At 33.5% G+C, this 26,553-nt stretch carries 20 protein-coding genes; 12 read left to right on the forward strand and 8 right to left on the reverse strand.

The features are described from left to right. Window positions 1-30: 30 nt before the first annotated feature. Complete coding sequence (locus GQ46_RS02030) at window positions 31-375, forward strand: hypothetical protein (RefSeq protein WP_044397904.1); 345 nt, start codon at window positions 31-33, stop codon at window positions 373-375. 322 nt (window positions 376-697) lie between these two features. Beyond that, window positions 698-2,998, forward strand: a complete 2,301-nt coding sequence (locus GQ46_RS02035; RefSeq protein ID WP_044397906.1) for a hypothetical protein — start codon at window positions 698-700, stop codon at window positions 2,996-2,998. A gap of 146 nt (window positions 2,999-3,144) precedes the next feature. Here GQ46_RS02035 and GQ46_RS02040 read toward each other — a convergent pair whose 3' ends face one another. Further along, entirely contained in the window at window positions 3,145-3,966 is an 822-nt protein-coding gene (locus GQ46_RS02040) for an energy transducer TonB (RefSeq protein WP_044397909.1), read from the reverse strand. 123 nt (window positions 3,967-4,089) lie between these two features. On the opposite strand from GQ46_RS02040, the gene GQ46_RS02045 reads away from it, so the two are divergent. Further along, complete coding sequence (locus GQ46_RS02045) at window positions 4,090-4,950, forward strand: helix-turn-helix domain-containing protein (protein ID WP_044397910.1); 861 nt, start codon at window positions 4,090-4,092, stop codon at window positions 4,948-4,950. 28 nt (window positions 4,951-4,978) lie between these two features. Here GQ46_RS02045 and GQ46_RS02050 read toward each other — a convergent pair whose 3' ends face one another. Beyond that, complete coding sequence (locus tag GQ46_RS02050; RefSeq protein ID WP_044397912.1) at window positions 4,979-5,719, reverse strand: SDR family oxidoreductase; 741 nt, start codon at window positions 5,717-5,719, stop codon at window positions 4,979-4,981. A gap of 624 nt (window positions 5,720-6,343) precedes the next feature. On the opposite strand from GQ46_RS02050, the gene GQ46_RS17010 reads away from it, so the two are divergent. The 4 genes from GQ46_RS17010 (at window position 6,344) to GQ46_RS02070 (ending at window position 14,491) form a co-directional block, all read left to right on the forward strand. Then, window positions 6,344-7,597, forward strand: coding sequence for a T9SS type A sorting domain-containing protein (locus GQ46_RS17010; protein WP_052503377.1), 1,254 nt, complete (start codon window positions 6,344-6,346; stop codon window positions 7,595-7,597). Between the two features lie 472 nt (window positions 7,598-8,069). After that, entirely contained in the window at window positions 8,070-8,801 is a 732-nt protein-coding gene (locus GQ46_RS17015; protein WP_082041693.1) for an AraC family transcriptional regulator, read from the forward strand. 54 nt (window positions 8,802-8,855) lie between these two features. After that, on the forward strand, window positions 8,856-10,157 hold the full coding sequence (locus tag GQ46_RS02065) for an aspartate aminotransferase family protein (RefSeq protein ID WP_044397914.1): 1,302 nt from the start codon (window positions 8,856-8,858) through the stop codon (window positions 10,155-10,157). Between the two features lie 1,097 nt (window positions 10,158-11,254). Further along, window positions 11,255-14,491, forward strand: coding sequence for an AsmA-like C-terminal region-containing protein (locus GQ46_RS02070; protein ID WP_044397916.1), 3,237 nt, complete (start codon window positions 11,255-11,257; stop codon window positions 14,489-14,491). 50 nt (window positions 14,492-14,541) lie between these two features. Here GQ46_RS02070 and GQ46_RS02075 read toward each other — a convergent pair whose 3' ends face one another. From GQ46_RS02075 to GQ46_RS02100, 6 genes are read right to left on the reverse strand one after another with little or no spacing between them, the layout of a single operon-like run. Then, window positions 14,542-15,162 (reverse strand): hypothetical protein, encoded by a 621-nt coding sequence (locus tag GQ46_RS02075; RefSeq protein ID WP_044397921.1) that lies wholly within the window; start codon window positions 15,160-15,162, stop codon window positions 14,542-14,544. An 11-nt stretch (window positions 15,163-15,173) separates the two neighbouring features. Further along, on the reverse strand, window positions 15,174-15,557 hold the full coding sequence (locus tag GQ46_RS02080) for a hypothetical protein (protein ID WP_044397923.1): 384 nt from the start codon (window positions 15,555-15,557) through the stop codon (window positions 15,174-15,176). A 24-nt stretch (window positions 15,558-15,581) separates the two neighbouring features. After that, window positions 15,582-16,274: a CPBP family intramembrane glutamic endopeptidase gene (locus tag GQ46_RS17020; protein ID WP_052503380.1), complete on the reverse strand. Its 693-nt coding sequence runs from the start codon at window positions 16,272-16,274 to the stop codon at window positions 15,582-15,584. Between the two features lie 50 nt (window positions 16,275-16,324). Beyond that, entirely contained in the window at window positions 16,325-17,488 is a 1,164-nt protein-coding gene (locus GQ46_RS02090) for an MBL fold metallo-hydrolase (RefSeq protein WP_044397924.1), read from the reverse strand. After that, complete coding sequence (locus tag GQ46_RS02095) at window positions 17,475-17,921, reverse strand: hypothetical protein (protein WP_044397925.1); 447 nt, start codon at window positions 17,919-17,921, stop codon at window positions 17,475-17,477. Before GQ46_RS02095 ends, GQ46_RS02090 begins: the two co-directional genes overlap by 14 nt. A gap of 6 nt (window positions 17,922-17,927) precedes the next feature. Next, window positions 17,928-18,494: a TetR/AcrR family transcriptional regulator gene (locus GQ46_RS02100; protein WP_044397926.1), complete on the reverse strand. Its 567-nt coding sequence runs from the start codon at window positions 18,492-18,494 to the stop codon at window positions 17,928-17,930. Between the two features lie 597 nt (window positions 18,495-19,091). Between GQ46_RS02100 and GQ46_RS02105 the strand changes: the two genes are divergently transcribed. The 5 genes from GQ46_RS02105 (at window position 19,092) to GQ46_RS02125 (ending at window position 26,234) form a co-directional block, all read left to right on the forward strand. After that, window positions 19,092-22,382, forward strand: coding sequence for a VCBS repeat-containing protein (locus GQ46_RS02105; protein WP_044397927.1), 3,291 nt, complete (start codon window positions 19,092-19,094; stop codon window positions 22,380-22,382). Between the two features lie 482 nt (window positions 22,383-22,864). After that, entirely contained in the window at window positions 22,865-23,539 is a 675-nt protein-coding gene (locus GQ46_RS02110) for an NUDIX domain-containing protein (protein WP_044397929.1), read from the forward strand. A gap of 90 nt (window positions 23,540-23,629) precedes the next feature. Continuing rightward, window positions 23,630-25,084, forward strand: coding sequence for a nicotinate phosphoribosyltransferase (locus GQ46_RS02115; protein WP_044397930.1), 1,455 nt, complete (start codon window positions 23,630-23,632; stop codon window positions 25,082-25,084). An 18-nt stretch (window positions 25,085-25,102) separates the two neighbouring features. Beyond that, window positions 25,103-25,492, forward strand: coding sequence for a hypothetical protein (locus GQ46_RS02120; RefSeq protein ID WP_044397932.1), 390 nt, complete (start codon window positions 25,103-25,105; stop codon window positions 25,490-25,492). Next, a complete protein-coding gene (locus GQ46_RS02125; RefSeq protein ID WP_044397934.1) occupies window positions 25,467-26,234 on the forward strand; it encodes a phosphoribosyltransferase family protein in 768 nt (255 codons plus the stop codon). The genes GQ46_RS02120 and GQ46_RS02125 overlap by 26 nt, the downstream gene beginning before the upstream one ends. The last annotated feature ends 319 nt before the right edge of the window (window positions 26,235-26,553 follow it).

Below are 26,553 nucleotides of genomic sequence, written 5' to 3' on the forward strand. Positions count from 1 at the left end.
ATACCCTTATAACAGGACACCTTTTGCATTATGGAAGATATAAACACGATTTATTATAACACATTTGGGATTGCTTTTCAATGGAAAAGGTGTACTGCTAAAGATTTTAGAAAGATTCAAATCGTCTTTAGAAACACCGGGTTGTTTTTAACCCAAAAGGAGCTTATTCAATTTTCTAAGCATATCGAGAACACCTTAAACAGCTCCCGTTTATGTCATGACTGTAAAAAAAAGAAGTGTAGTAAATTATTACTCTTAGAAGCGCCAAACCCGCAAACCAGTTTTTCGATGACTTATAAAGAGTTAAAAGACATTCAAGACCTTGTAAAAGGGACCTTATTTCACCTGGAGTTGGAGCGCTTATTAAAAAACTGACCCTAAGAATGGAATTGCTAGCCGGCTCACTAGGCTGTAGGCGAGAACATAAGCTTTCTATAGCTTAGCATCACGCCCCATACGTAACTTTTTTGTTGGGAATTAGCTACTGGCTACGCCCTTTATTCCGCCATATAAAACCAATTTTTGTTTCTAAATACAAGAATAATACCCCATGAAAAAGGGTGAATTCCCCCTTGTTTACCCTAGTTATAACTCATAATTTTAATGTGTATTTATTTAGTAAACACGCTATAACGCTGTCACTTCAGTATGCCTTTGGCGACTTCAAATAGTGCAGCTTATCTTAAAACACGTTATTATGAAAAAAAAATCAAAAGAACAGAAACCTTGGTTCAAGGTACCTTTGAACTATGAGCAGAAACCCAATGAGAAAATAGACCTCATAGGCTTTCTTTTTAACTGTAGAGGGCTATTGCTTCAGCAGCAAATAGCTGAAAACAATACACTTGTTTTTAATATACTGGAAACACGCAATTCTGATAAGGGAAAAGCCCCCCCTAATTTAGATCAGTTGCGATTATTTATTGCTCCGGCAACCGATAAACGCATTTTAAAGGTGACGAATCTTCAGGAAATGGAAAGCTATAAAGCTTACGAACCTATTCTGAGCACTATAAAAAGTGGTACCGTTGAAATACAACCCATACCAGAGAGCCTCTCTCAATTTTGGCTGTATTGTAAATGTCGTATCACAGGAAAATTATCAAAGTGGTTTAACAGTGGCTTTGTTTGGGAAAATAAGGCTGTTTGTAATGCCAGAGTACATATTTGTGAGATTGATCACCTACGGTTTTGGATCCATAGGATTCCAGACCATATTATTGCAAAAATCCCAGATGCCATATTAAAGCCTGAACTCATAAAACCAGTACCAAGACCTTTTCCAGATCCACCGCCATTTGAGCGTTTGGATCCCGCTGTAATAGGGCAAACCCAAGCTGTGAATATCTTTGACACGAAATCGGCAGGAATGAAGCGTCAAGAAATAACAGCACAATTACCAGAATTGGGGTCTGATATAAAACAACAACTCGCCTCGGGGAATCTCAACACTATTAGAGAATCTATTGTAAACAATTACACTTTATTCCATCCGTGGTTTTGTTTATGGCCTTGGTGGTGGCCTTATTTTTACCGTTGTAAAGAACTGGCAGTCGTTAAAACAGATGCCAATGGAAGATTTGATACCAGCGTGACCTATTCATGCTTTGGTGATAAACCAGACATTTATATCTGGGTAGAATATTTCATTAATGGCGAATGGACAACGGTGTACAAGCCACCAATTCCATGTCATACCCATTGGAATTACGCCTGTGGTACAAATATCAACATAACAATTACCGATCCTCGGGTACCAGGAGATTGCTGTTGTAACTGTCCTATAGGAGGTGATTTGGTTTTTTTAAGAACGATAAGTCACCATACTAGTGTGCGACATATTCAGCAAACAGACCACTTTCAGTCACCACCAAATCAAGCAACAGCTTATAACCGTATTGGTTTAACCGATGCTGGTGCTACTGGTGACCCCGGCATATTAGAATCAGTTGTGGGCGATTATAAACGTCCGTTTGGAGGGAAACCTTCATTTTATATGGGCTTTGGTAGTGACCTTCCTAATACTGGTATTTATCATTATAGATGGAGTTACCGTCAGCTAAGGTCTGCAGATTTATCGGCAGTAGCCGATTCCTTTAAACCCTTGATTCCGTCTGGTGGTGAAGTGAGAAAAGGCTATGATTATGAATATTTAGATTCTAATGGTGACCTTCAAATCGGGCCAGATAGTGTAAAATTGGGTCCTTTTTCTGTTGGAGATAACGACAACCTGTATATCATTCCACCACAATCGCCTAGTGAGGCCCCTTTTAATGTGGCGCAATCGTCAGAACCACAATGGCATCAGCAAACCTATAATATGAGTACGATTAGTTTTGATACGACTCAGTTACCTGGTGGTGATGGCTTATATGAATTTAAATTAGAACTGTTTGACAAGGCTGGAAATCTGCTCAACAATATTCAAAGGGATATTCTTAAGGTCCCTAAATATGACAATGCAGGCCTTAGTGAAAACGCACCAGATATTTTGTTGGATGACCCTACAGGAAATGCCATTACTGGTGGTACCGCAGATGCATTTAAGATGGTCATGAGGTTTGACAATGAAAGTTGTGTTGCCGATATATTCACCATAAATGTTGATGGTGCTCCTGCTGCTGTAGATTGTTGTGGCTTTGTGAAATACAAACCAAATGGGGCAGAAGAGGACCTTGAAATCACTTTTGAGGCCAGGCATCCAAACAATTTTGCGGTGTTTAGTTTTGGTGTGGTAAAAGGGACTTGTGGCGCTGTATCTAATGCTAATAGCAACGGTATGGTGATCGCGTCTACCGCAGTGTATGACTTAGATACGGCTACTGGAATTTATAGCCAGGAGTTCACACCAGAAGCCTTACTAGGGTCCTGTTATAACAGTGGTATAGGTAAGGCGGCTTTCGGTCAAAATTTACATGTATATACTATGGCTACCGATGGTCAAAGTCGTGTAAAGCATGACGCCAGTAAAAATGCGGCTTTTGCACTAGAACCATAAGACTAATTTTTACCCTGAGAGGAATTAATCTAATACTCATTACAAGCCCGTTAACTTTTGTGTTAACGGGCTTAAATGTGTCCTTTTCTCCAATGGGAGATTAGTGCCTTCGCGACGCGTATAATAGGCAGTTGTCCTGAGCGTAATTAACACCCCAATAACCCAAAAGAGACCACGAGTTCTTGATTCACTTGTTCACCCTTTATATTTTTAGCAGGAATCCAATGATCTGGTGTTTGCTGAATTAAATCGATCATGAGTTGGTCAATCTTTGGATAATTTGAGGATCTGTCCAACCGAATATGATCAAGCGTTCCATGCTTAGTCACTGTAAAATGAAGCTTCGCCGGTTGTAATTTTCTAGCTTCAACCTTTTCAATAATAACGGCTTCTTTGCCTCTTGTTCTTAAAAACGCAAGCAGCGCTTTTTTTCCATTAACATAAGTGGCTTGTGTATCTGGTACAACAGAATAATGTGGCGAATCAAAAGTATCTTCTATCTGCCCCGTTTGTAAGTTTATGGCTGTAAATTCTATTCTTATATAAAAATCTAAAGTAGCATTTGGAGTTTTTAAAAGTGCTAGTTGTTTAGGCGTTAAGTCTGTGGTATACCCTAATTCTTGTTGGTTGGATGTTTTATCCTCTTTTATGGCAACAACCGCTACAGACTTTAAATCAATTATAGAATGAAACGTTTCTGGAGACATAAAATCACGAATGGAAGTCGCTTTTTTTAAATCACTTACCGTCATAGGTTGAAACCTTGGGCCAACATCATAAATAAAATCGCTAAAGAGATTACTGTTAGTTTCCTTAATATTTAAAGGGTTAGCAGGCAAATTCACTACGTTAAGTGCCGTTTCTTCTACTTGTACTTTTACTTCTGCACTGCGCCATTGGTCACAACTCAAAACCATAAGACTCGATGTAATCATTACCAAGCTTAAAAGTTTAATTTCTTTTTTCATAACTGTTATTTTTAGTGTTCAAGTAAAACTAGAGTTACTTCACTCAAAAAGTGTCAAAAGAATGTAAAAGAAGTGTCAACTTATATAAAATGTGCTAAAATTGTATGTTATTTACAAGTAATTATGATGAAACGTAACACTTATTTATTTAAAGGCTTGTTAATACTTGTATTAGGCACTCTAATACAATCGTGTACAACACAGACCAATAGCAAAAATGCCGATATTATAAAAGTGGCGCTACGTGATGTTGGCCATCAACTATTACTAAATAATCAAGACTCAACATCACGAGTTAAACCAATTATTGCTTTAGAAGAATTCAAATACCAAATAGCGTTTGAAAACCACCTAATCATCCATCCCGATAGTTTAGTGCGCATCATGACAAATAGCTTTAAAAAAGCAAACGTATCACAACATTATTTGACTGAAGTTTTGCAATGTAAAGATCCGCAAGTGGCTTACAGCTATCAAATGAAGGCTACTATTGAAAAAGGCATGGTGCCCTGTATTGGTAGAGTTTTAGAGAAGGGGTGTTATACCATTACTGTAAAATTTACTAAAGCTCCAAAACCAATGGTAACCGCTAGGGATTCATTACTTTGGGTTTTAGCTGCGGGTTTTGTATTGTTAGCCGTTGTCCTGTATAAAAAAAACGCAAAGACAACGCATACACCGACCAACGAGAACTACGAAGTTATAGGACACTACAAATTTTACCCAGAACAGAACAAACTCATTAAAGAAGCGCTTGAAATTAGTTTGTCTAAAAAGGAGTGTGAGTTACTAGCCATCTTTATTGCGCACCCAAACCAAATTGTCACCCGTGATACATTAACAAAAAAGGTTTGGGAAGATAAAGGAGTAATTGTTGGCCGGAGTTTAGACACGTATATTTCTAAACTGCGCAAACTGTTACAAGACGATGATTCCATTAAACTGACTAACGTGCATGGTGTAGGGTATAAGTTAGAATGTTAATGGTCGTTAAGCATAGCGTCGCTTTCTACTACTTTTGTTCGCTGGGTACAATATAAAGATCGTTAATATTAACCCGCTTAGGTTGTGTAAGCGTATAAAGTATCGCATTGGCAATATCTTCAGATTCTAAGGTGGTCATTTTTTGCATGTCCTCCATTTTTTCTTTAATATCTTCATCTGTAATGGTATCCGCAAGATTCGTATCAACAGCCCCTGGCTCAATAGAAGTCACATTAATACCATATTTTGGCGTTAATTCTTGACGCAAACCTTCAGAAAACATTTTTACAGCCGATTTCGTAGCACAGTAAACAGCGCCACCAGGGAAATAACGGTGTGCCGCCATAGACGAAACATTAATTATAGCGCCGCCTTTACTTCTAATTAATTCTGGTAACACAGAAGCTACGCCATTAAGAACCCCTTTTAAATTCACATCAACCATTTGGTCCCATTCCTCTGTTTTTAATTTTTCTACAAAAGATAAAGGCATTAATCCTGCATTGTTAATCAAGCCATCCACTTTACCATAAGCTTTCACTGTTTTCTCTAAAGCCGTTTTAAAATCATTACTTTTAGTCACATCACCAACAGCCACTAAGGCCTGTCCATGGTCTTTTTCGATAACTTTTTTAAGTGCGTTCAATTGGTCTTCACTTCGTGCCATAAGAACCACTTTCGCGCCGTTTTTAGCTAATTTTTTTGCTGTGGCTTCTCCAATACCGCTTGACGCGCCAGTTATTATTATTACTTTGTCTTTCAATTCCATAGTGGTTTTTTTTAGATTACTTACTGAAATCAATATAAGATAGGAATGCTTATCAGGTTAACTGAAACGCAGTTAATGTTGACTAGATTGAATAGTGATTTTGAAGGTTACAAACAGATTATATACGGTCTTATAATGCAGAGTCTCATAAAACCAGAATGCTATAGGACTCTACAAAAAATAGCTATTAATCATTAAGCCTTTCCATAAGCATTGAAGAAAAATAGTGCACACCTGTTTTCATGCGTTCTTCATCTCCCTTCAACGTTGGCCGTTTTAATAAAATGTTTATGATGGTTTAGCATGAGCAGGTGACACCAAGGCCGTTAACCCAGAAACCCTACTAATTTAGAGGGTAAAGTTGTTAAATTAGATTTTTTTTAATCTAAAAATGTTAACCTTTTAATTTCTCAAACATTAAAAGAAAAACAATTAGAATAAATACGATGAAGACTTTAAAAAATGTAATCCCCGCAGTACTACATACCCTCTTTTTTAAATCATGTAGCAACAGCCGCTATTTACAAAGCTTTAAAGGTCTTTTCTGTTCTCTCTATTAAAACATATTTTAGTTCTTATTTTTTTTATTAACTTTATGATTGCCAACACTTAACCTATAATCTCATGAAAATTATTTCTTTGGTAACTGCCACAGTTGCATTGTTATTTAATACGATAGACTTTAACGTCCAACAACTATCAAAAAAAGTGTTGATAACACCCATACTTTTAGGGTTTTTAGTCGCTCATAATTTACAGGCTCAAGAGCTACCTCCAAAAGCTGCTTATTCCTATAACATTAAACAAATCCATAGTGGTCATAGCCTAACAGATCCATTATTTGGTGAGCCATGGCCAGGGCAATATGTTAATCTTATGACCGATTTAAGAGGCACTTGGGCAGGTGATGCTATTGGAAAATCCACCATACCAGGTTCACCAATATTTTGGCGTTGGGACAATGATAGTAGTGCTAATAATTATGGTGCACCTTCTGCAAGACACGATATTGAAGATTGGGAATTATTGGTGATTACCGAGGGCATCCCAATCCCTACAGACGGTGGAACGCCACCACTAATAACGCCAGCCAATGAATACTTATCGCTTTATGTAAATAACGCTTGGAATAACGGAAACCAAAACAATGGAGCACCTACGTTACTTTGGACCACATGGACCAATATTGATGATAGCGATGGGCCTTGGCGAGCGACTTTAGACACCTATGAACAACATTGGGAAGAAATGATGGATTATGCCAACGATAATAAACCAGTGGGCGCAACACCCGTTTATATTATTCCAGGACACAGAATGATGGCTAGACTCTATGACGATATTCAACTTAATAATGTTCCAGGTATTACTACTATAGATGAGTTTTTTAGTGATACCATTCACCCAAACACTATTGGAGCTTATGCTATAGCCATGATACATTATGCCTGTATATATAATGAAAGTCCAATAGGTTTAACTAATGATTTATCCAATGATGGTTCCTCTGGATTTGTAATTCCGAGTCCAGAATTAGCACTATACTTGCAAACCATGATTTGGGATGTCGTGACCAATTACTCAAGAACAGGAGTAACAGATTCGTCTTTGAGTGTTAGTAATAACGAGGTTGCCGAAAAACGTATTATTGTTTATCCTAATCCTACTTCTGAAACGCTTTTCTTAAATGCAAATAATGAGGCTATTAAAAAAGTTGAACTCTACAATATGATGGGGTCTTTATTACATTCAAAAGAAATAGAAGCTACAAACTATACTATAGATGTTTCTTCTTTTTCAACAGGAACTTACTTTTTAAAAGTATATGCTTCAGAATCTATTTTGCATAAAAAGATTTTAGTAAATAACAAGCGTTAAATTATTTTCTAACAATTAAAAACCGCCGTTAAAAACGGAGGCTTTGCTTTTCAGATTAGCCCCAAAGATCGCGAATCTCCTTGGTCGATTTGGTTAAAAGCAGAGCAGCGCGTTAAGAAATAGTCCAGTGGACTATTTTAACAAATGAGCTAGCTGGCGCTTTGGCAAACTACATTTTATTATTTTTTTATTCTAAAAACGTTCTCTACAATGTTAATGAAATCGAAGGAGGAGGTTGGGCGATAGCCAAACTCATACAAGATTTACGAGCTCCTATTTATCAAACTAAGGGTGGAGCTAGTAAACACTTTTTATGCGACTAGCCTGTGCTGAGCGTAGTCGAAGCATAGGAGGGAAGCATAAATCGAACTTGTGAGATTCACGAATTCTTAAAACAATAGAAATGTATGAGTAATGTGTGTGGAATGGTTAAGATTATTTTCTAACTTTGAACGAATAATTTTTGCTAGTAATGGAATGTGCCACAATCTTTTATGATAAAGAACACTATTTCCCGATGCATTTGCATCCAGATCGTTATACGTTTTCATACATTTTAAATGGAAGTGCGAATCTAATATGCAATAACTCCATGTTTATTTTAAAACCAGGAGATTTAGTTATAATTCCGCCCTTTGTTGCTCATCAAACATTAATAGAACATTTTTTTCATTATAAAGTCATTAGAGTACCAAAACTCCATTCTTTCGTAAGTTTAAATCGCAGCCAATTAGGTTTGACTATAATAAAAGATGACAGCTTATATAATTTTCAATATAATCAGTGGTTTGATCTGATTAGAACTAATGATAATGAAAAAATCAAAATACCGCATGTATTTGAGCCTTTTTTGAATAATCAAACTTTCGATTTAACTAAATCAAAAGTTCTTTTAAAAGAAGCATTAATACATTTAGAGAATAATTTTAATAGACCAATACCAGTTGAAGAATTATCTGATTTAACACATTTAAGCGAAAGTCATTTTCAACGTCTTTTTAAAGCAAATATAGGAATCTCGCCTATGCGTTATCTACAAAATCTTCGCATTGAAAAGGCCAAAGAGTATATTAAGGTTAGAAACGGTTTTACAGATATCGCCTATGATACTGGCTTTTTTGATCAAAGTCATTTCAACAAATACTTTAAGATTAATGTAGGGATGATTCCTAAACGATATGCAGATTTGGTTAAAAATGATTGAATTATACAATTTTAAGGTTTAAAATTAGCAGAACTTGCATATAAAACTTAAGTCATGCAATATTTAAACCCTGAAGAAGTAAAAGAAGCCCAAGAATCATTGATACGCTATTGTGGTGAGTTTTCTCCCTTTATTGCTGAAAAAGCCTCTGGAAGTTATATTTATGATAAGAAAGGCAATGCAATCCTAGATTTCACCTCTGGTCAAATGTGTTCCGTATTTGGTCATAATCATCCAAAGTTTATAGAAATACTAGAGAAAGCGGGTGATAGTGCTATTCACTTATTAAGCTCTATCCTATCACCTCCAGTTATTAATCTTGCCAAAAAATTAACAAGCGAACTGCCCGATAGTCTAACCAAATGTATCTTATTAAATACAGGGTCTGAGTCTAATGAAGTTGCCATACGAATGGCAAAACTGGTTACTGGAGGTTTTGAAATCATAGGTTTTTCAGGTTCTTGGCACGGTATGACTGCTGGTGCACAATCCTATACCTATTCAAAAACAAGAAAGGGGTATGGGCCAACTATGTCTGGCAGTTTAATGATACCTGCGCCTTACGAGTATCGTTGCCCAATAAAACATTGCAATGGTAGCTGTGATAATACTTGTCTTGAAGTTGGTATGAAAATGGTAGACCAACAATCGGTTGGAGCATATGCTGCATTAATCGCTGAGCCTTTGTTGAGTGCGGCAGGCATTATTGAATTAAAGCCAAATTATGTTAAAAGGTTAAAAGAGCTATGTGATGAACGAGGCTTATTATTAATATTTGATGAAGCCCAAACTGCAATGGGTCGACTTGGGACAACCTTTGCTTTTGAACGGTTCGATGTAGTTCCCGATTTCTTAACTTTATCAAAAACGTTGGGAGGAGGCCTTCCTCTAGCTGCAATGGTTACAACTACAGAAATTGAAGAAGAATGCCATAAAAGAGGTTTTGTATATATGACTTCCCATGTATCAGATCCCTTTTGTGCATCTTTTGGATTAGCTGCCTTTGAAATACTTTATGAACAAGAATTAGCAAAAAGTGCTTCGGAAAAAGGTCTGTACTTAAAAGGAAAATTGATACAGTTACAAGAGAAGTACGAATGTATAGGTGATGTGAGAGGGAGTGGGCTTTTATTGGGTGTAGAAATTGTAAAAGATCGAGAAACAAAAATTGCCGATGACAGTTTGGGTCAAAGTATATGTAGTAGATGCCTCGAGTTGGGTTTAAATATGAATATAGTAAGAATGAAAGAGTATGGAAGTGTTTTTAGAATTGCTCCTCCATTAACCATAAGTAAAAAAGAAATAGATTTAGGCATTACGATGTTGGATGAAGCCATACATGATTGTATTAAATGATTATTAAAAGTTACTATTAAAGTTCCATAATTAGCAAAATACTCGTTAGGAAAGTATGGCGAATAAGCTAAATCTTAGTTTTTGATATTATGTAAATTAGAAGTAGTGTGTTTTTACATAGATGAAGCGTTGACAAAACGGCCTCAGAAAATTTTATTCACCCTTTTATATTTGATAAATTAGATATTTTCTTTTATTTTTTTCTTTTCAAAAGCTTCTTCTACAATGTTAATGAAATCGAGTTATTTAATGAGATTCTTGAGCTCCTATGTATTAAATAGGAAAGGAGCGAGTAAACACGCTTTTTATTCGGCTAGCCTGCATCGAGCGTAGTCGAGATGACGAAGGAGGTTCATAAGTTCCTCTAAAAAACAATAAAATCCTTGCGAATAAACCGCTTGCGGTTCACGAACTCCTATTTTATAAAATAGAAGAGGTTAGCGTAAATACGCTTTGCCCGAAGCAGGAGCGTAGTCGAAGGCCAGGAGCGTAGTGGCTATCAACTCGTAAGATTCACGAATTCTTAAAACAATAAATAGGCGTAAGTAATGTGTGTGGAATGGAATTACGCTCACTAATTTTGAATAAAAACCATGAAGTTATTCTATACTTCTTATAACTAAATACTTATTACCTGTTTAGGTATTTTATCTTATGTTTAGGGATAATTAACAGCTACAATGAAAAAACGTTAGTGCTATTGTTTTCTACATTTGTTTTTAAAATAAAGCATGCGCAAACTATTACTTTTGGACTTCTTACAGATAAAGACGCGCTAGAGAGGCTCAACCACTGCTTGAATAATTAAAATATGAGTCGTTTTTTCGTGAGTATATTTATTATATTACTGCCTTTTAGGTTAATACCAGAGTTATTAGAATTATAAAATTGGAGTATTTTGATCTTTATTACAATTAACTGCATTAATAGGTTGGATCTATATTATGATATCATGAGGAGGTGATAGAAATAGACTTACATAAAATGTTAGGTAAAACTGATTTACTAACAAGTATTAAAACTAAAAATGAGATATTGACGTGATATCTAAAGTCATAAATAAATACGTTAGAGCTAAATAGTCCCAATAAAATAGTATGAAATTAAAATTCTTAAACAAACGAAAGTTCTGGTGGCGCTTTATTGTTGTTATGGTATTACTACCAATACTATTTTTTAGTGCCGTAGTATTATATATTTATTCAGAACAAGACCACATTATTCAAAATGAAATTGCTGTTTTAAATAAGCAACACCAAGGTTTGATTACGATTGGTGACACCCATTTGTCACTTTTTAAGAACTTTCCTGATATTTCTTTTAAGGTAGATGATGTAAAGATCTATGAAACTAAAGATGCTAATGCAGCAGCAATCCTAGATGTTGCTGATATCTATACGGGTTTCAATATATGGGATATTATGAATGGAAACTATAGTATTCGGTCACTTATTATCGAAGAAGGCTTCTTTGATATTGTGCTACATAAAGATGGAACAATCAATCTTCAAAATGCTCTAGAATCTTTCGAGGAAACAGAAACAAAAAGTGACGCCTTTGTAAATATCCAACTAAAGAGTATTAAGTTACATAATCTAGATATTCATAAAAAAGATGAAAAGGAAAATACAGATCTAGAAACTTTTATTTATGAAGGTAAAGGTGGGTTCAATATAAATAGTGAACTAATTTCTGCTCATATAGATACCAAATTTGAAATGAATTTGATTAATAATGGAGACACCACCTATGTCCGTCACAAACATTTTGAACTTCATACAGACCTCACACTCAATCAAAATACGGGACTGCTTACCGTTAAACCTTCAGGTATTAAAATGGAACACGGTGATTTTGAGATCGAAGGATCTATAGATACTAAAAATGAGCTAGACCTTGACCTTTCGATAAAAGGCACAAAGCCAAACTTTGATATGCTCATTGCTTTTGCTCCAGAAGATGTTATTCCTGTTCTGGAACGCTACAGTAATGCAGGGAAAATCTATTTCAATGCTCTGATTAAAGGACCTACACGCAACCAAAAAACACCCTTTTTTGATGTACATTTTGGTGCAAGTGAAGCTTTTCTCGAAAATACAGATAAAGGTAAACGCGTTGACGATATGGGCTTTAGTGGCCATTTTACCAATGGAGAAGACCGCAATTTACGCACAATGAAATTCTCGTTAACAGATATGACTGCCAAACTAGAAACAGGGACGTTTTCAGGTAATCTTGTTGTTGAAAATTTTGAAGAACCTGAAGTGAATATGCAATTAAATGTTGATTTTAATCTAGACTTTATGGCCAGTTTTCTCAATCTCACAGACATAGAAAACACCTCTGGAAATGTTTCATTAGAAATGAATTTTCACGATATTATTGATCTAGATCAACCTGAACTTGCACTCAATACACTTAATCAAGCCTATTTCACAGAGTTGAAAGTAACAAATCTAAGTGTATCTTCTGCAAATCTTCCTGCGTCATTAAAACAACTCAATGCGCACCTTATAATGAATGGTAAAAAAGCAACTCTTGATCAATTTGATATGTTATTGGGTAACTCTGATGTATCCATAACAGGATACATATCTGATCTTCCTGCTATTATACATCATACCAACACTCCTGTAGTTGCGCATTTGGAGATTAAATCGAATGTACTTGATATTTCAGAAATAACCCGTTATTCTGTAATAGACAGTACAGGTATAGATGAACAAATTAAAAATTTAAGTACTGGCTTCTCGTTTAAATCATCGGCTAAGGCCTTTACAGAGTCGCAATACTTACCAGAAGGAGAATTTTTTATAGATAGTCTTTATGCTCAACTTAAACATTATCCACATGAATTACATGATTTTCATGTTGATGTTCTTATTGGCGATAAAGACCTCAAAATTGTAGATTTTACCGGTTTTATTGATGATTCAGATTTTCATTTTAATGGACAAGTATATAATTATGGCTTTTGGATGCAAGACCAACTTAATGGAGATGTAGATTTGGACATGACGTTAACATCAAATTTATTACGCTTAGAAGATATATTTTCATACCAAGGAGAGAATTATGTACCTAAAGACTATCGTCACGAAGAGTTTGAAAAACTAGTCTTACACCTTAATTCTAGTATGCATTACAAAGATTCAGCATTACATTCCATAGATCTAGATCTTGATAAGCTTAATACTAAAATGCATTTGCATCCTTTACGATTCGAAAATTTTAAAGGTCATTTTCATTATGAAGACGATCACCTCGTCATTCAAAAATTTAATGGTAAAATAGGTAGAACTGTTTTTGGTGTAGACCTTAACTATTATCTAGGCGATGATGAGGCTATAAAAAAACGTGACAATTACCTTGCATTGAAAGCAAATTACATAGATTTTGATCAACTTTTTAATTTTAATGGGTCACCTTCACCAGCGACTCAAGTAACAAAAGCTAAAATAGGAGCAGAAACTGCAGATGTTAAAGAGCACGCAGAAGCTTTTAATCTCTATGAACTACCATTTACAGATATGAAATTTGATGTAACTGTTGGTCATTTTATATACCATCGTATTGATTTGCAAAATATTAATGCCAATTTGCGTACTACACAAAATCATTATATCCATGTTGATACATTTTCTATGAATGCGGCTGGAGGTAACTTTAAAATGTCCGGCTATTTTAATGGTAGTGACCCAAAACATATTTACATGAAGCCAGATTTAGTTGCAGAGCATGTAGATATAGACAAACTACTGTTTAAGTTTGAAAACTTTGGACAAGATTATTTAGTGTCTGAAAATTTAAAAGGTACAGTTTCCTCTCGTATTAATGGAAAAATTAGGGTATATCCAGATTTTGTTCCAGACTTGGATCAATCAGAAATTCATATGGATGTCGAAGTACTTAATGGTAAATTACAAAATTATGATCCCATATCAATGTTATCTGATTATATGGGCGATAAAAATCTTAAAAACATAAAATTTGATACACTCAGAAATCATCTAGATATTACTAATGGACGCATAACAATACCTAACATGACTATTGAGTCTACGCTAGGACATTTGGAGTTGTCAGGCACACAAGATAGCGATCATAATATTGAATATTACTTAAGAATCCCTTGGAAAACCGTAAAAAAGGCAGCACGTTACAAACTATTTGCTAATAAAAATAACAACGGTAATGAAGCAGAAATTGAAGATGATGAAATTATAGAACGCGACCCTAATAAGAAAGTACGTTACCTCAATATAAAATTACATGGAAATGTAGATGATTTTAAAGTGTCAATGGAGAAGGCGAAAAAACCTGAAAAGGAATGAGATTTTAGGATAGTCCTTTAATGGTAGGCATCTTACACTCTTATTTATTGCTACATTATTGAAGTAAATAAATTATATTCTTTTGGAATTTCTACTCCTTTAAATCCATTTGTAAGTCCATAAAGTATAATCATGCTTAACAGGATACCAAATATTAAGATGAAAAAGGATTGCCTATGGGGCCTAATACCAAGTGGGCTGTACTTCATTTTTTTAAAATGTACAGCAGCAATATGTCCGAAAAATGAAATTATTGCTAGACCGTAATATGGAACAAAAAACAAATTTAACGGAAAAATGTTTAGCCCAGCAGCTCCAAAATAGAAGTTAGTGTCTAAATTTAAAATAAATCTACCTGACAATACTGCGCCAACATGAACAACAAGAAAGAATGCCATATAAAGCCCTGAAGAGATATGCAATTTTTCAAAAAAAGAGGAAGCGGTTTTACGTTTTCTTGAGAACAGTTTTAGCCCTGAAACTATTTGAACAGCAACAGCTAAAAGCAATATGGCTTCAGTAATTACATTTCTATAAACAAATCTTAATTTCTGCATCAATTCAATATGAGCGTTTGGACCAAATAGACTGTACAAATGATTGAATAAGTGAAAGCCAACAAAAATGGATAGGGTAATTCCAGTGAAGTAATGTAGTTTTTTTATGTTCATTTTAAACTGTTTTAAGTTCCAATTATCAATACTATTCCTATGGCTAAAAGTACAAGCCAACCTGGGTGTTTTCCTTTATTTCCAATGAAAACCAATAACGAGGATAAAATCATAGTGGTGCTAATGGACTTGACCATAAAGTTAATGAGTTGTGATTTTTCTAAAACTGAAATTTTCAACAAAAGGATTCCAATACACCAACCAAAAACCGTTGCCAAATGCCATGTTGCCCAAAGGATACGTAAATGGCGTTCTTTTAAAGATTCATTAGCTTTTGTAGGAATCCATTTTCCCTTAATTCTTTTGCTATTGAAAATTAGGTATTCACCCAAAATAGAATGTGCTATTCCCAATAGGAAGCACAAAATTCCACCAATAAAAAAGTATGTGTTCATTTAGCTATAGTTTTTGGATTGCTCTTAATTCACAGCCCCTCCAGTAAGATAAAAAGCTGTTAAACTAATTGTGTTTATTATTAAATGTGCCAAAATTACCGGAAACAATCTTTTTTTAGCTACTAGATAAACTGTTCCAAAAATAAGTGCAATAAAGGTAGTTGTAATGATGCCTGCCAACCCTTGATAAACATGAAGCATTCCAAATATAATTGCATGTATTAGCATGGCTACAATCCAACCTATTTTATTTGTACCAAAAACATCGGTCAAACGGTTTAGCAAATATCCACGCATCAATAATTCTTCACCCAAAGCAGCTCCAATCCAAACCACAGTTATGAGATAAGTAATAAATAGTATCGGCTTTCCAAGAAAAAATTGAAACCTATTGGCCACCTCTGCTGGTTTTTCCAATCCGAAATGCGATAGAATAGGATCTAAAATGAGTCCCATAAGCAAAAAGACCACTAATACTGTTGCTAGGGCTAATCCTATGTTAATGAACCATTGGCGTTTCTCTTTAGGTAAAAGCAACCCCAAATCGCGCCACATAGCTTTTCTTCGTTTCATAAAAAGGGTTGCTATAAAAATAGCACACCAGATAGCTATTGAACCAGCGCCATTAATTTTGAAATGATCAGCTACAGCTTTAACAATATGCATGATGGACAACACTATAGTAATTTCTAGTATAGGAGATAATTTATTTTTCATGATTGATGATTTGTTTTTTGATGATGATCTGATAACAGGAAAATTTTATGCTATGACTGTTTCCTGGCGACTATAGTTTCTTTACCGTTAAAAAATTCAAACTCATGACCAGAATTCTTAAAGGTTAGGTGCTTGTTTGGAAACTCCCCATTTATATGGAATCTGGTTTCAGAAAGTGGTACAATTTCGTAAATGTATTGGCCTTTACTTCGAAATAGCAATTTGCCGTTTTGATAGATAATCTCATCTATCTGTCCATTTTTATATAGATAGGTGCCTTCATAGCTTTTTAGTATGTTTTCAGGAATGGTAACGCTTGCCACTAAATCTACCGAGATGGTTTTGTCAAGCGTTCGTTGAATGCTTTGTTTTGAGACACTTTTACCATCATTAAAAAACAAACTTAATTGATTGATTTGCTCATCATTAACCATGTCTTCAGACGTTTTCCCTTCATTATGAAGCTGTTTGATTCTGTTTATCCATTTTATAGAATGCTCTTTATATACCGTAAGTGTTTTTTTATTTGATGACAACGTCCCATGAGCAGGCACAATAATAGTATTGGTATCACCTAATGCTAGAGCTTTATCAATAAAATCTAAATGCCCTTTGCTGCCACCACCATAATAAAAATGTGGAAAAGAATTGGTCATAAACGTGTCTCCCATAAATAGCGCATTATTGGTTTTAAAGTACACCAAAACATCATCAAAGGTGTGAGCAATACTGTGGTACAATGCTACGGTTTCATTTCCCATATCTATGGTATAAGAATTCTTAAATGTCACAGCAAACATAGCATTTGAATATTTTACATTTTCCTGTGAAATAATAGTAGCTCCAAGCTCCTTAAAAAAACCATTCGCACCACTGTGGTCCATGTGGTTGTGCGTGTTAATGACATATTTGATAGGTTTCCCAGAAAGTTGTTTTATAGCATTCAGTAGGGCTTGTTGATTATTGTTGCCAGACATAGGGTCTATTAATAGCAAACTTTTAGCACCAATAAAAACGCCTATATTGGTGTTGTAGTTTTGATGCTTTAAAACATATAGATTATCGCTTATTTTTTGTTGCACAAATTCTGAAGAAGTTAATAGTTTACTTTCGATTTGGTCATTTGCTTGAGTATCTTTTTTTGTTTTCGCTTCGGTACAAGAAGTACTTAAGAGTGTAAAAGCAATAAGTGTTAGAATATTAAAGTATTTCATTGGTTTTAATTATATATTTTAAGATTAAAGTATATGACAACAGGTAACAAATCAAGGTGACCAATGCGCCTGTAAATGGTATATTAAACCAGTATTTTTTGCCCAAACAAACATAAAAGCCAGCAACAAGAATGTTCAGGGTCAATAGAAAATGATCTGCTTGAAATGTATCAGAATGGTTGATAGATAGATAAAGATTTATAATTCCAAAAAAGAGAAGGCCCATACTATGACTTGCATTAAAGCCAATCCAAGCTTTCCACATGGTTGTGCGCTTGGTCAATATTGGGTGAGATGATTTCATTTCAGAAATAACATGAGTATTTCTAGAGGAAAACGTGTTAGTAAAGAAGGTATAGAATAAATGAATACTTCCAAGAACACTAAAAATGAAGGCGCCAATTATCCATAAATATTTAGCAATCACAATCATAAATGTTTAGTTTTTTATGGGTTTTATATCTATAATTTGCAGTATCTCTTTTTTCACTTCTGCCATATAATGGCCATCAAGTTCCTTATATCGCGTCATTTCATAAAAACCAATTAAATGTTTATAGAGCAACGATGCTTTAATCTGTGCCTCATTATCCTTATAGCCGTTTTCTATCAATAGTCTTTTGACATAATCAATTCTTTGGTTATCAACATCATCAATAATATTTGAAATCGATTTGTCTTTAACAGCATATCTTTTTAAATAAAAAATAAAGTCTGAATACGGCAGCTTGCGGTATGTTAAATCTATAAGTTTGTTTATTTTTTGTGTTGGGTTTTCTTCAATACTTGTGATTTCAATGATTTTTTTTGTTTTATTTTCCACCCAATAATTAACCATTTCTCTTATAAATTCCTTTTTGGTTTTGAAATGCCAATAAAAACTGGATTTATTACAGTTTAATGTTTTTGACATTTTTTCAACCACAATTCCAGAAAACCCTTTTTCAGAAAATGTTTTATAACCAAGCTTTAACCAATCTATTTTTTGTGCGACTATTTTAGGCATATTATTAAACGTTATCGTTTATAAAACAAATTTAAATTATTTATTAAACGTAAGCGTTTATTAAACTGTTAAAGTTTTGTATATCATATAAAAAATAGTGCTGCATTTTTTATTGACGTCAAGAGAAAAATGAATTGTTAAAGAATCGAACATTTCATTATTTAATGAATTTAAAGGTTACGTAATATATTAGAATCCTACATGTTATATAAAACAGATTCTCGATACATATATAAAACACTGTCGTGTTTGGCTATAGCTTGATTAGGTCAAACAACCCTAAAAAGCGCTATTACGCTAAGTGTTATAAAATGTACTGTATTGTTCTACGTGGCGCCTGTCCTGAGCATTAGGCCAAGGGCAACTTGAGCTTTGCTCACCCCGTTAATATTGATTTAGCAGTGATCGCGAATCTCCTTTACCACTTTGCCCGAAGCGGTCCTGAGCTTATCCAAGGCTAGGAGCGTAGTGGCAATCAAACTCGTGAGATTCACGAGTTCTTAAAACAATAGATAGGCGTGAGTAATGTGTGTGGAATGTTATTGATGCTACAAATTATATTATATTTGATAGATAATTAATAAACTTTATATTTAAATGAAATATTTTTTGACATTATTTTTATTGACAACAAATCTATATGCACAAGATGTTTTTCTTGAAACTCAAATTCCAACACCTAATAATAGTATTGGCAATTATGAACAAGTATTAAATAGTTATTTAAATGCAGGAAACAACAAGTTATATTACGAAAATGTTGCTTCTAGTGTCTCAAATTTTCTAAATGGAACTAATAATAATGCGACGGGTACAGTTCCTGAGTGTGAAGAAAAAGATACAACAGAAGAAAAAATACGCTGTTATGAACAACTAGCTAACAATAAATTATACGACCTTCAAATTCTTCTTAAAGAAGTTCTGGATGCTTCAGATATAGTTGGAGTTGATAATGACTATATATCAAGAGTTATTGATGCTGTTTTTGCAAATGTAGTAGATATAAAAGGAACATTTACTCCTGAAATAATAAATGATGTTGATACAAATAAAAAAAGTTTTTTTGTTGAGGGAGAACAAATTAGTAATCAAATATCTTATGCTGATATTAATGGAGATGGATACGATGATTTTGTTACAAGATACATTGAAAACGGTCTAGCCAAAATTGTTTCTCGTATATCTTATGGAGATGGTTCTTTTGGAGATCGTATACCAACTATTACAAGTAATGACTCATCAAAAACCTTTTATCAAACACTCGGCTCTGTTACTAGGCAAAATCCATTTTATTTACATGATGTTAATGGAGATGATAACAACGATATTATTTTTGTATATCATGATAATGGCTTGAAAGTTAGAGTAAGATTATCTGATGGAAGGGGAAAATTTAGTGAACTTCCAATTGATACTCAATTTACTGATGGTTTTGGAGTTTTAGCGCAATCAATTAATGGATTAAATGTAGAACATGACATTAGATTTATTGATATGAATAATGATGATATATTAGACATGGTATATGTTAATTATAGTGGCGGCTTAAGAATACGAGTACGTCATGGGCTTTTTGATGGTAATGGTAATGGTAATGGTAAGTTTTCTAATACTTTAGATGTAAATGAATCATTTACAGATGGAAATGGTGTAATGGTTCAAAATATTGGTGGGCAAAAAATCAACCATAAAATGAACATTTTAGATATTAATAATGATAGTTATCCTGATTTAGCTTATGTAAACTCAGATAATGGTAATCTAAGAGTGAGAGTGAGGTTATCGAACGGTAGTGGTGGATTTCATGATTTAGAAGAAGATACTTTTAACGATGGAACTATTGTCTTTGGACAAACTTTAGACAGTCAATTTATTCCTCATGATTTTTATTTTTCAGATGTAAATAATGATCAATTTCCAGATTTGGTATATATGCATCATGACAATGGATTAAAAGTAAGAGTTAAATTATCTAACGGAGATGGCACATTTAACGATACTTCTCAACAAAATTTCCCTGATGGCAATGCTGCTTTTATTCAAAATATTGATGGTGTACACATTAAAAATAAAATCCAAATAATTGATATTAATAATGATGGTAATGGAGATTTAGTTTATAGAATTAAATCTCCTATGGGAACAGAAGTAAGAATTAGATTATCGAATTTAGATGGCACTTTTCCTGAAACTTTTATAAGGAACATTATTGATTTTAGTAATGTTGGTAATATTGATAACATTACAGACTATTCTTTGCCCATCGTACTAGCTGATCTTAATGACAATAATAAACTAGATCTTATAAACCTAACTCCTAATAGGATTATTACTAATTTAAATAGAGTGGGTAAAATGCCTTATATGCCTTATAAAAAAATCACTACTCTACCTCAATTTTCAGATGACAAAAGAGAGAATGAAGGCGTTTTGTCATTATCACAATTTATGTTTTTAGTATCAAGATATTTAAATATCACAAATGAAACTGGTAATAAAGCTAAAGTATTAGAAAGGTATTTAAATAAATGGATTTTGGAATTTCCTCAATCCTCATTAGATCAATGGAATGACAGAGGAACTTATTATACACACAAAACACTGGTGAAATATCAGCAATTACAAGAGGATGATGCAGACTATAATCCAGATCCAATTTATGCGCCGCTAACTCAGTCTTCTGGTGAACCTTTTAAAGCACATACATCTGCTATTAAGGATAGAGATTTATGGATTATGGCTTCTTTAGTAGAATATTTATCTTATAACGAAGGATTAGGTGTTAATGATGACAATAAGTTAGATGTAGAAAAACTAGAGAGTTATAAAAATTATTTAAATCAAGCTTTAGCTTTAGTGAAATCAAGAATTGATGAATACACGATTGATAATACAGGAGGTAAAGTAGGAATTAAATTCGATATAGGTAAATGGAAAGATCATCCAGATTCTAAATATGGTGATTATGATGGGATATTAGAATTAGATGATAATGATGAATTTTATGTGACTCAAGGAGTAGATATAGGAGATAATAGTAATATATCTTATGATTTTGCTCACGCATATCGATTTGTTGATGTTTTTGAATCTTTTAAAAGAAACAATACATTAAGTAACATTACAGAACTTGATTATTTTAATGTAGATTTTATGAAAAAATTAGCAAATCAAGTTGTTTATTCTTTATACGATCCGCAGATAACTTCTGAAGGAACAGTGCCTAGATTTAAAAATTATTTTAATAGCGATTATAACGGTTGGTATAGGGTTAATTATGACGATAGTGAAAGATATGGATTTAGTCCATATCAAAAATCGGGAGCATTTATAGCTGGAGGCTTTGCAAGATTAGGCATATATAATTCAGATTTAGCAAAATTATCTGTTGACATATGGAATTACAGACAATCTTCAATAGGAAAACCTAATGATAACCCAGATTTAAATGATCCAGGTTTTATTGATGAAAACTATGAAAAATATTTTGTTCCAGATACTAGAGACCTAAAACTTAAAAACATTAATAGTGGTTCGGACAACGAATTTGCTGTTCAAGAAAGACGTAATATCACAAATGATATAAGCTTCTTTTCTTCATTGGCATCTTATGGCACTAATTACTTATATGTAAAATATAATATCAATGATATGCCTTATAAAATATATATTGATGAGCTTAATAACCAAAATAGAAATATTAATATTCTAGATGAAATTTATACTTCATCAGTATATAAAGAAATCAAAGTATATAATATGTTTGGTGGATTAGTAAAAGTATATTACGATAAGAAAATTATTGATTTAAAATATGAATTTTCAGGTTTATATATCATAAAAACAATATCTAAGGAAGATACTAAAACGGGTAAGTTTATGTTTTAGCCTATAGTAGCAATATCTCATAAACTTTGAGTTTTTAAAATCTCAGGTAAATTATTTAGTTGAACAGTCTCTTAAGAGTTTCAAATATAAATGGGATTTCAAAGCATTCTTAACCAGCAGCTTTATTGATTGTTACTTACTCGATATAAGTCTAAAGTCCTTATATCATTAATTATGTCAAATAGCGCTAAGTGTTATAAAATGTTCTATAATGTTCTGCGTGGCGCCTGTCCTGAGCATTTGGCGAAGGGTAACTTGAGCTTTGCTCACCCCGTTAATATTGATTTAGCAGTGATCGCGAATCTCCTTTACCACTTTGCCCGAAGCGGTCCTGAGCTTATCGAAGGCTAGGAGCGTAGTGGCAATCAAACTCGTGAGATTCACGAGTTCTTAAAACTATAGATAGGCGTGAGTAATGTGTGTGGAATGGAATTAACGCTACAAATATTATTTCATATATTAGCGTAAAAAATACGCATAGAATGAAACAATCAATCAAACTTTCTGTGGATGCCGTGGTATTTGGTTATGAATCTGAAACAATTTCTGTGTTGCTCATTAAAAGAAAATATGAACCTTTTAAGGGCAAATGGGCTATTCCAGGAGGATTTGTTTTAGACAATGAATCATTAGAAGAGGCTGTAGAAAGAGAGCTTAAGGAAGAAACGGGTATTAAAATTAATTATTTAGAACAACTGTACACCTTTGGTAATCCAAAAAGAGACCCTAGAAGTAGAGTAGTGTCTGTTGCTTATTTTGGATTAATTAAACCCAGTGCATTTAAAATATTAGCAGCTACAGATGCAGAAGAGGTCGCGTGGTTTAAAATTAATGAGCTGCCTGCACTTTCATTTGACCATGATGAAATACTCAAGTTAGCTATAACCAGATTACAAGGAAAAATTACTTACGAACCTATAGGTTTTGAATTATTAGATAATAAGTTTCCTTTTTCGGATTTAGAAAAGTTATATACAACACTTTTAGGAAGAGAAATTGATAGGCGTAATTTTAGAAAAAAACTACTTAGCTTAAATATACTAGATGAACTTAATGAAAAGGTTTCTAAAGGCTCTGGTAGACCTGCGAACTTATTTAAATTTAATAACAAGAGATATTTTAAATTGAAAAAGGAAGGTATTATTTTTGAAATATAATTCAATTTGTGTAAAAAATACACAAATAAATTAGATTAACACTATCATTTAATATATATTTGTGTCATAATTACGCAAAAAAACAAAATTATGAACGGATTACTATTAACAGACGGCTACAAAACAGGACACCACCAGCAATACCCTAAGAGAACAGAAGAGGTCTACTCTAACTGGACACCAAGAAGTAATAAATATGCGCCCAAAGGTTGTGATAAAGTGGTTTCATTTGGACAACAATATGTGTTTAAATGGTTACATGATTATTTTCAAGATAATTTCTTTTCTAAACCAAAAGAGGAAGTTTGTAATGAACTTAAAGAGGAATTATCTATGTATTTAGGTACAGACTATGATGTAACTCATTATGAAGAATTACACGATTTACAATACCTACCAATAAAAGTAAAGACCTTACCAGAGGGAGTAGAAGTGCCTATGAGAGTCCCAATGGTTACTGTAGTAAATACAGATAAAAAATTCTATTGGATTACTAATTTTTTAGAGACCATTTTATCTACCATGTTATGGCAACCCATGACATCAGCCTCTATAGCTTTAAGATATAAAAGGATATTCAAAGAATGGGTTTTAGCAACTGATAAAGAAAATCTAGCCTTTATTGATTTTCAAGGACATGACTTTTCAATGCGTGGAATGGGTGGTTTACAAAGTGCAATATCTTCTGGCATGGGACACGGTGCTGTTTTTTTAGGCTCTGATACACTACCAGTAATTAGTAGTTTGCGCAAATATTACAAGGCTGAAGGTTTTGTGGTAGGTTCAGTCAATGCTACAGAACACTCTGTAATGTGTGCTGGAACAAAACATGATGAAATAGGGACTTTTAGAGCATTAATGAATACATATCCTAGCGGAATCCTATCTGTTGTTAGTGATACATGGGATTTATGGAAAGTACTTACTAACTATTTACCCCAGTTAAAAGAAGAGGTTTTAGCAAGAGATGGTAAGTTGGTAATACGTCCAGATAGTGGAGACCCTGTTGCTATTATTTGTGGTGAAACTAGAACGCTTGGAGGCAATAAACCTAAAGACAAAGGCGTGGTGGAGTTACTTTGGGATATTTTTGGAGGTACAGTTAACGCACAAGGTTTTAAAGTTCTAGATAGCCATATTGGTGCTATATATGGTGATAGTATCACTACAGAAAGAGCAGAGGATATCTGTCAACGTTTGAGTGATAAAGGTTTTGCAACGACTAATGTGGTTTTAGGAATAGGTTCTTTTACTTATCAATTCAATACAAGAGATACCTTTGGATTTGCAATGAAAGCAACTTCAGTTGTGGTAAATGGTGAACGAAGAGAAATTTTTAAAGATCCAATTACAGATGACGGCGTTAAAAAATCTGCAAAAGGGTTAATTAAAGTAGACTTGGTTAATGGTGAATATGTTTTAGTAGACCAAGTAAGCCCTGAACAAGAAAATAAAGGAGAATTGCAGGTGATTTATGAAAACGGTAAATTTCTTAATCAAGTTACTTTGCAAGAAATAAGAGACCGTATTAATACCAACATTTAATCTATAATATATAAGGTTATGAATGTATTAGAATTTGATTTTTACGAACGATTAAAACAAGATTATTTAATTCATAAAAGTTTATTTGTTGCTTTTGATTATGATAATACAGTGTTTGATTTTCACAATCAAGGTATTAATTATGATAAAATAATAGACTTGTTACGCACCTGTAAAAGTTACGGATTTACATTAATATTATTTACAGGAAATGAAGGTGAAAACTTAGAGGTGATTAAAAAAGACTTATTAAAACGAAATATACCGTTCGATTTAATAAACGAGAATCCCCTAATGAAAACGAGAAAGCCTTACTATAATATATTATTAGACGATAGAGCAGGATTAAAAGATTCGTATAATACTTTAAAAAGACTGACAGATGAAATACGAAATAAAGAAATTTAATGACGGACAAGTAACCGCTAAAATTAATGAAAGCGGTGATATCCATATTAAACTAAGAGGAAATAGTTACGAAGATTTATTTGCAGCGGCAGCAATTAAAGACGCTTGGAATACTGAAAACGCCTTAAATAAAAAAACTATAGCGCAACTCACGCTATTTTGCTTAATTGGACAACGTTCAGATAGGCGTTTTAATAAGGGAGAATCGTTTGATTTAAAAGTCATTTGTAAATTTATTAATGATATGGGGTTTGATAAGGTTTTTGTTTTGCATCCTCATAGCCCAATTTCATTAGCGCTAATTAATAACTCTGAGAAAATATCACATATAGATTTTGTAGAAAAAGCATATAATAAAATAGGCAAACCAGTGTTGGTAAGTCCCGATGCTGGAGCTTATAAAACAACACATGAAATTGCAGAAAAACTAGAGGCAGATTTAGTGCCGTCTAATAAAGTTAGAATAGATGGAGTTCCTGTAATTAGTATTCAAGGAAATGTAAAAGGAAAAGAATGTTTAATTGTAGATGATTTAGCAGATGGAGGAAGAACTTTCAAATTCCTAGCACAAGCTCTAAAAGAACAAGGCGCCTCAAAAGTATTTTTATATGTTACACATGCACAGTTTAATTATGGTTTTGAAGAGTTAAAAGACACTATTAATCATATTTACTGCACAAATAGTTTCAAGGATATAAATGATGAATTTGTAACACAATACAAATTAGAAGGGATTATGTAAATTTTCTTAAGAGTTTCAGTTTTTAAATAGTAGAGAATTATAGCTACCAAATAATCCTACAAGTTAATGAGCCGTAATTTAGCTCACGAATACTTCGTATTACTTTTAACACAATAATTGTAGATATAGACCTAAAGGCACTATAGCTACAATTATGTGTAAATAGCCTGAAAACGGCGATACAGAAATTACTAATTCGATTCAGAATCAGACTCTAATCATATGCCGTGTTTTTGTTTGTTTTAATTAGGAATCATCGAGGGCAGCGCGTTAAGAAAAGGTGTAGTAGCCCTTTTTAGCGCATGAGCCAGCTGGCGCT

Source organism: Lacinutrix sp. Hel_I_90 (genome assembly GCF_000934685.1).
Taxonomy (GTDB): domain Bacteria; phylum Bacteroidota; class Bacteroidia; order Flavobacteriales; family Flavobacteriaceae; genus Lacinutrix.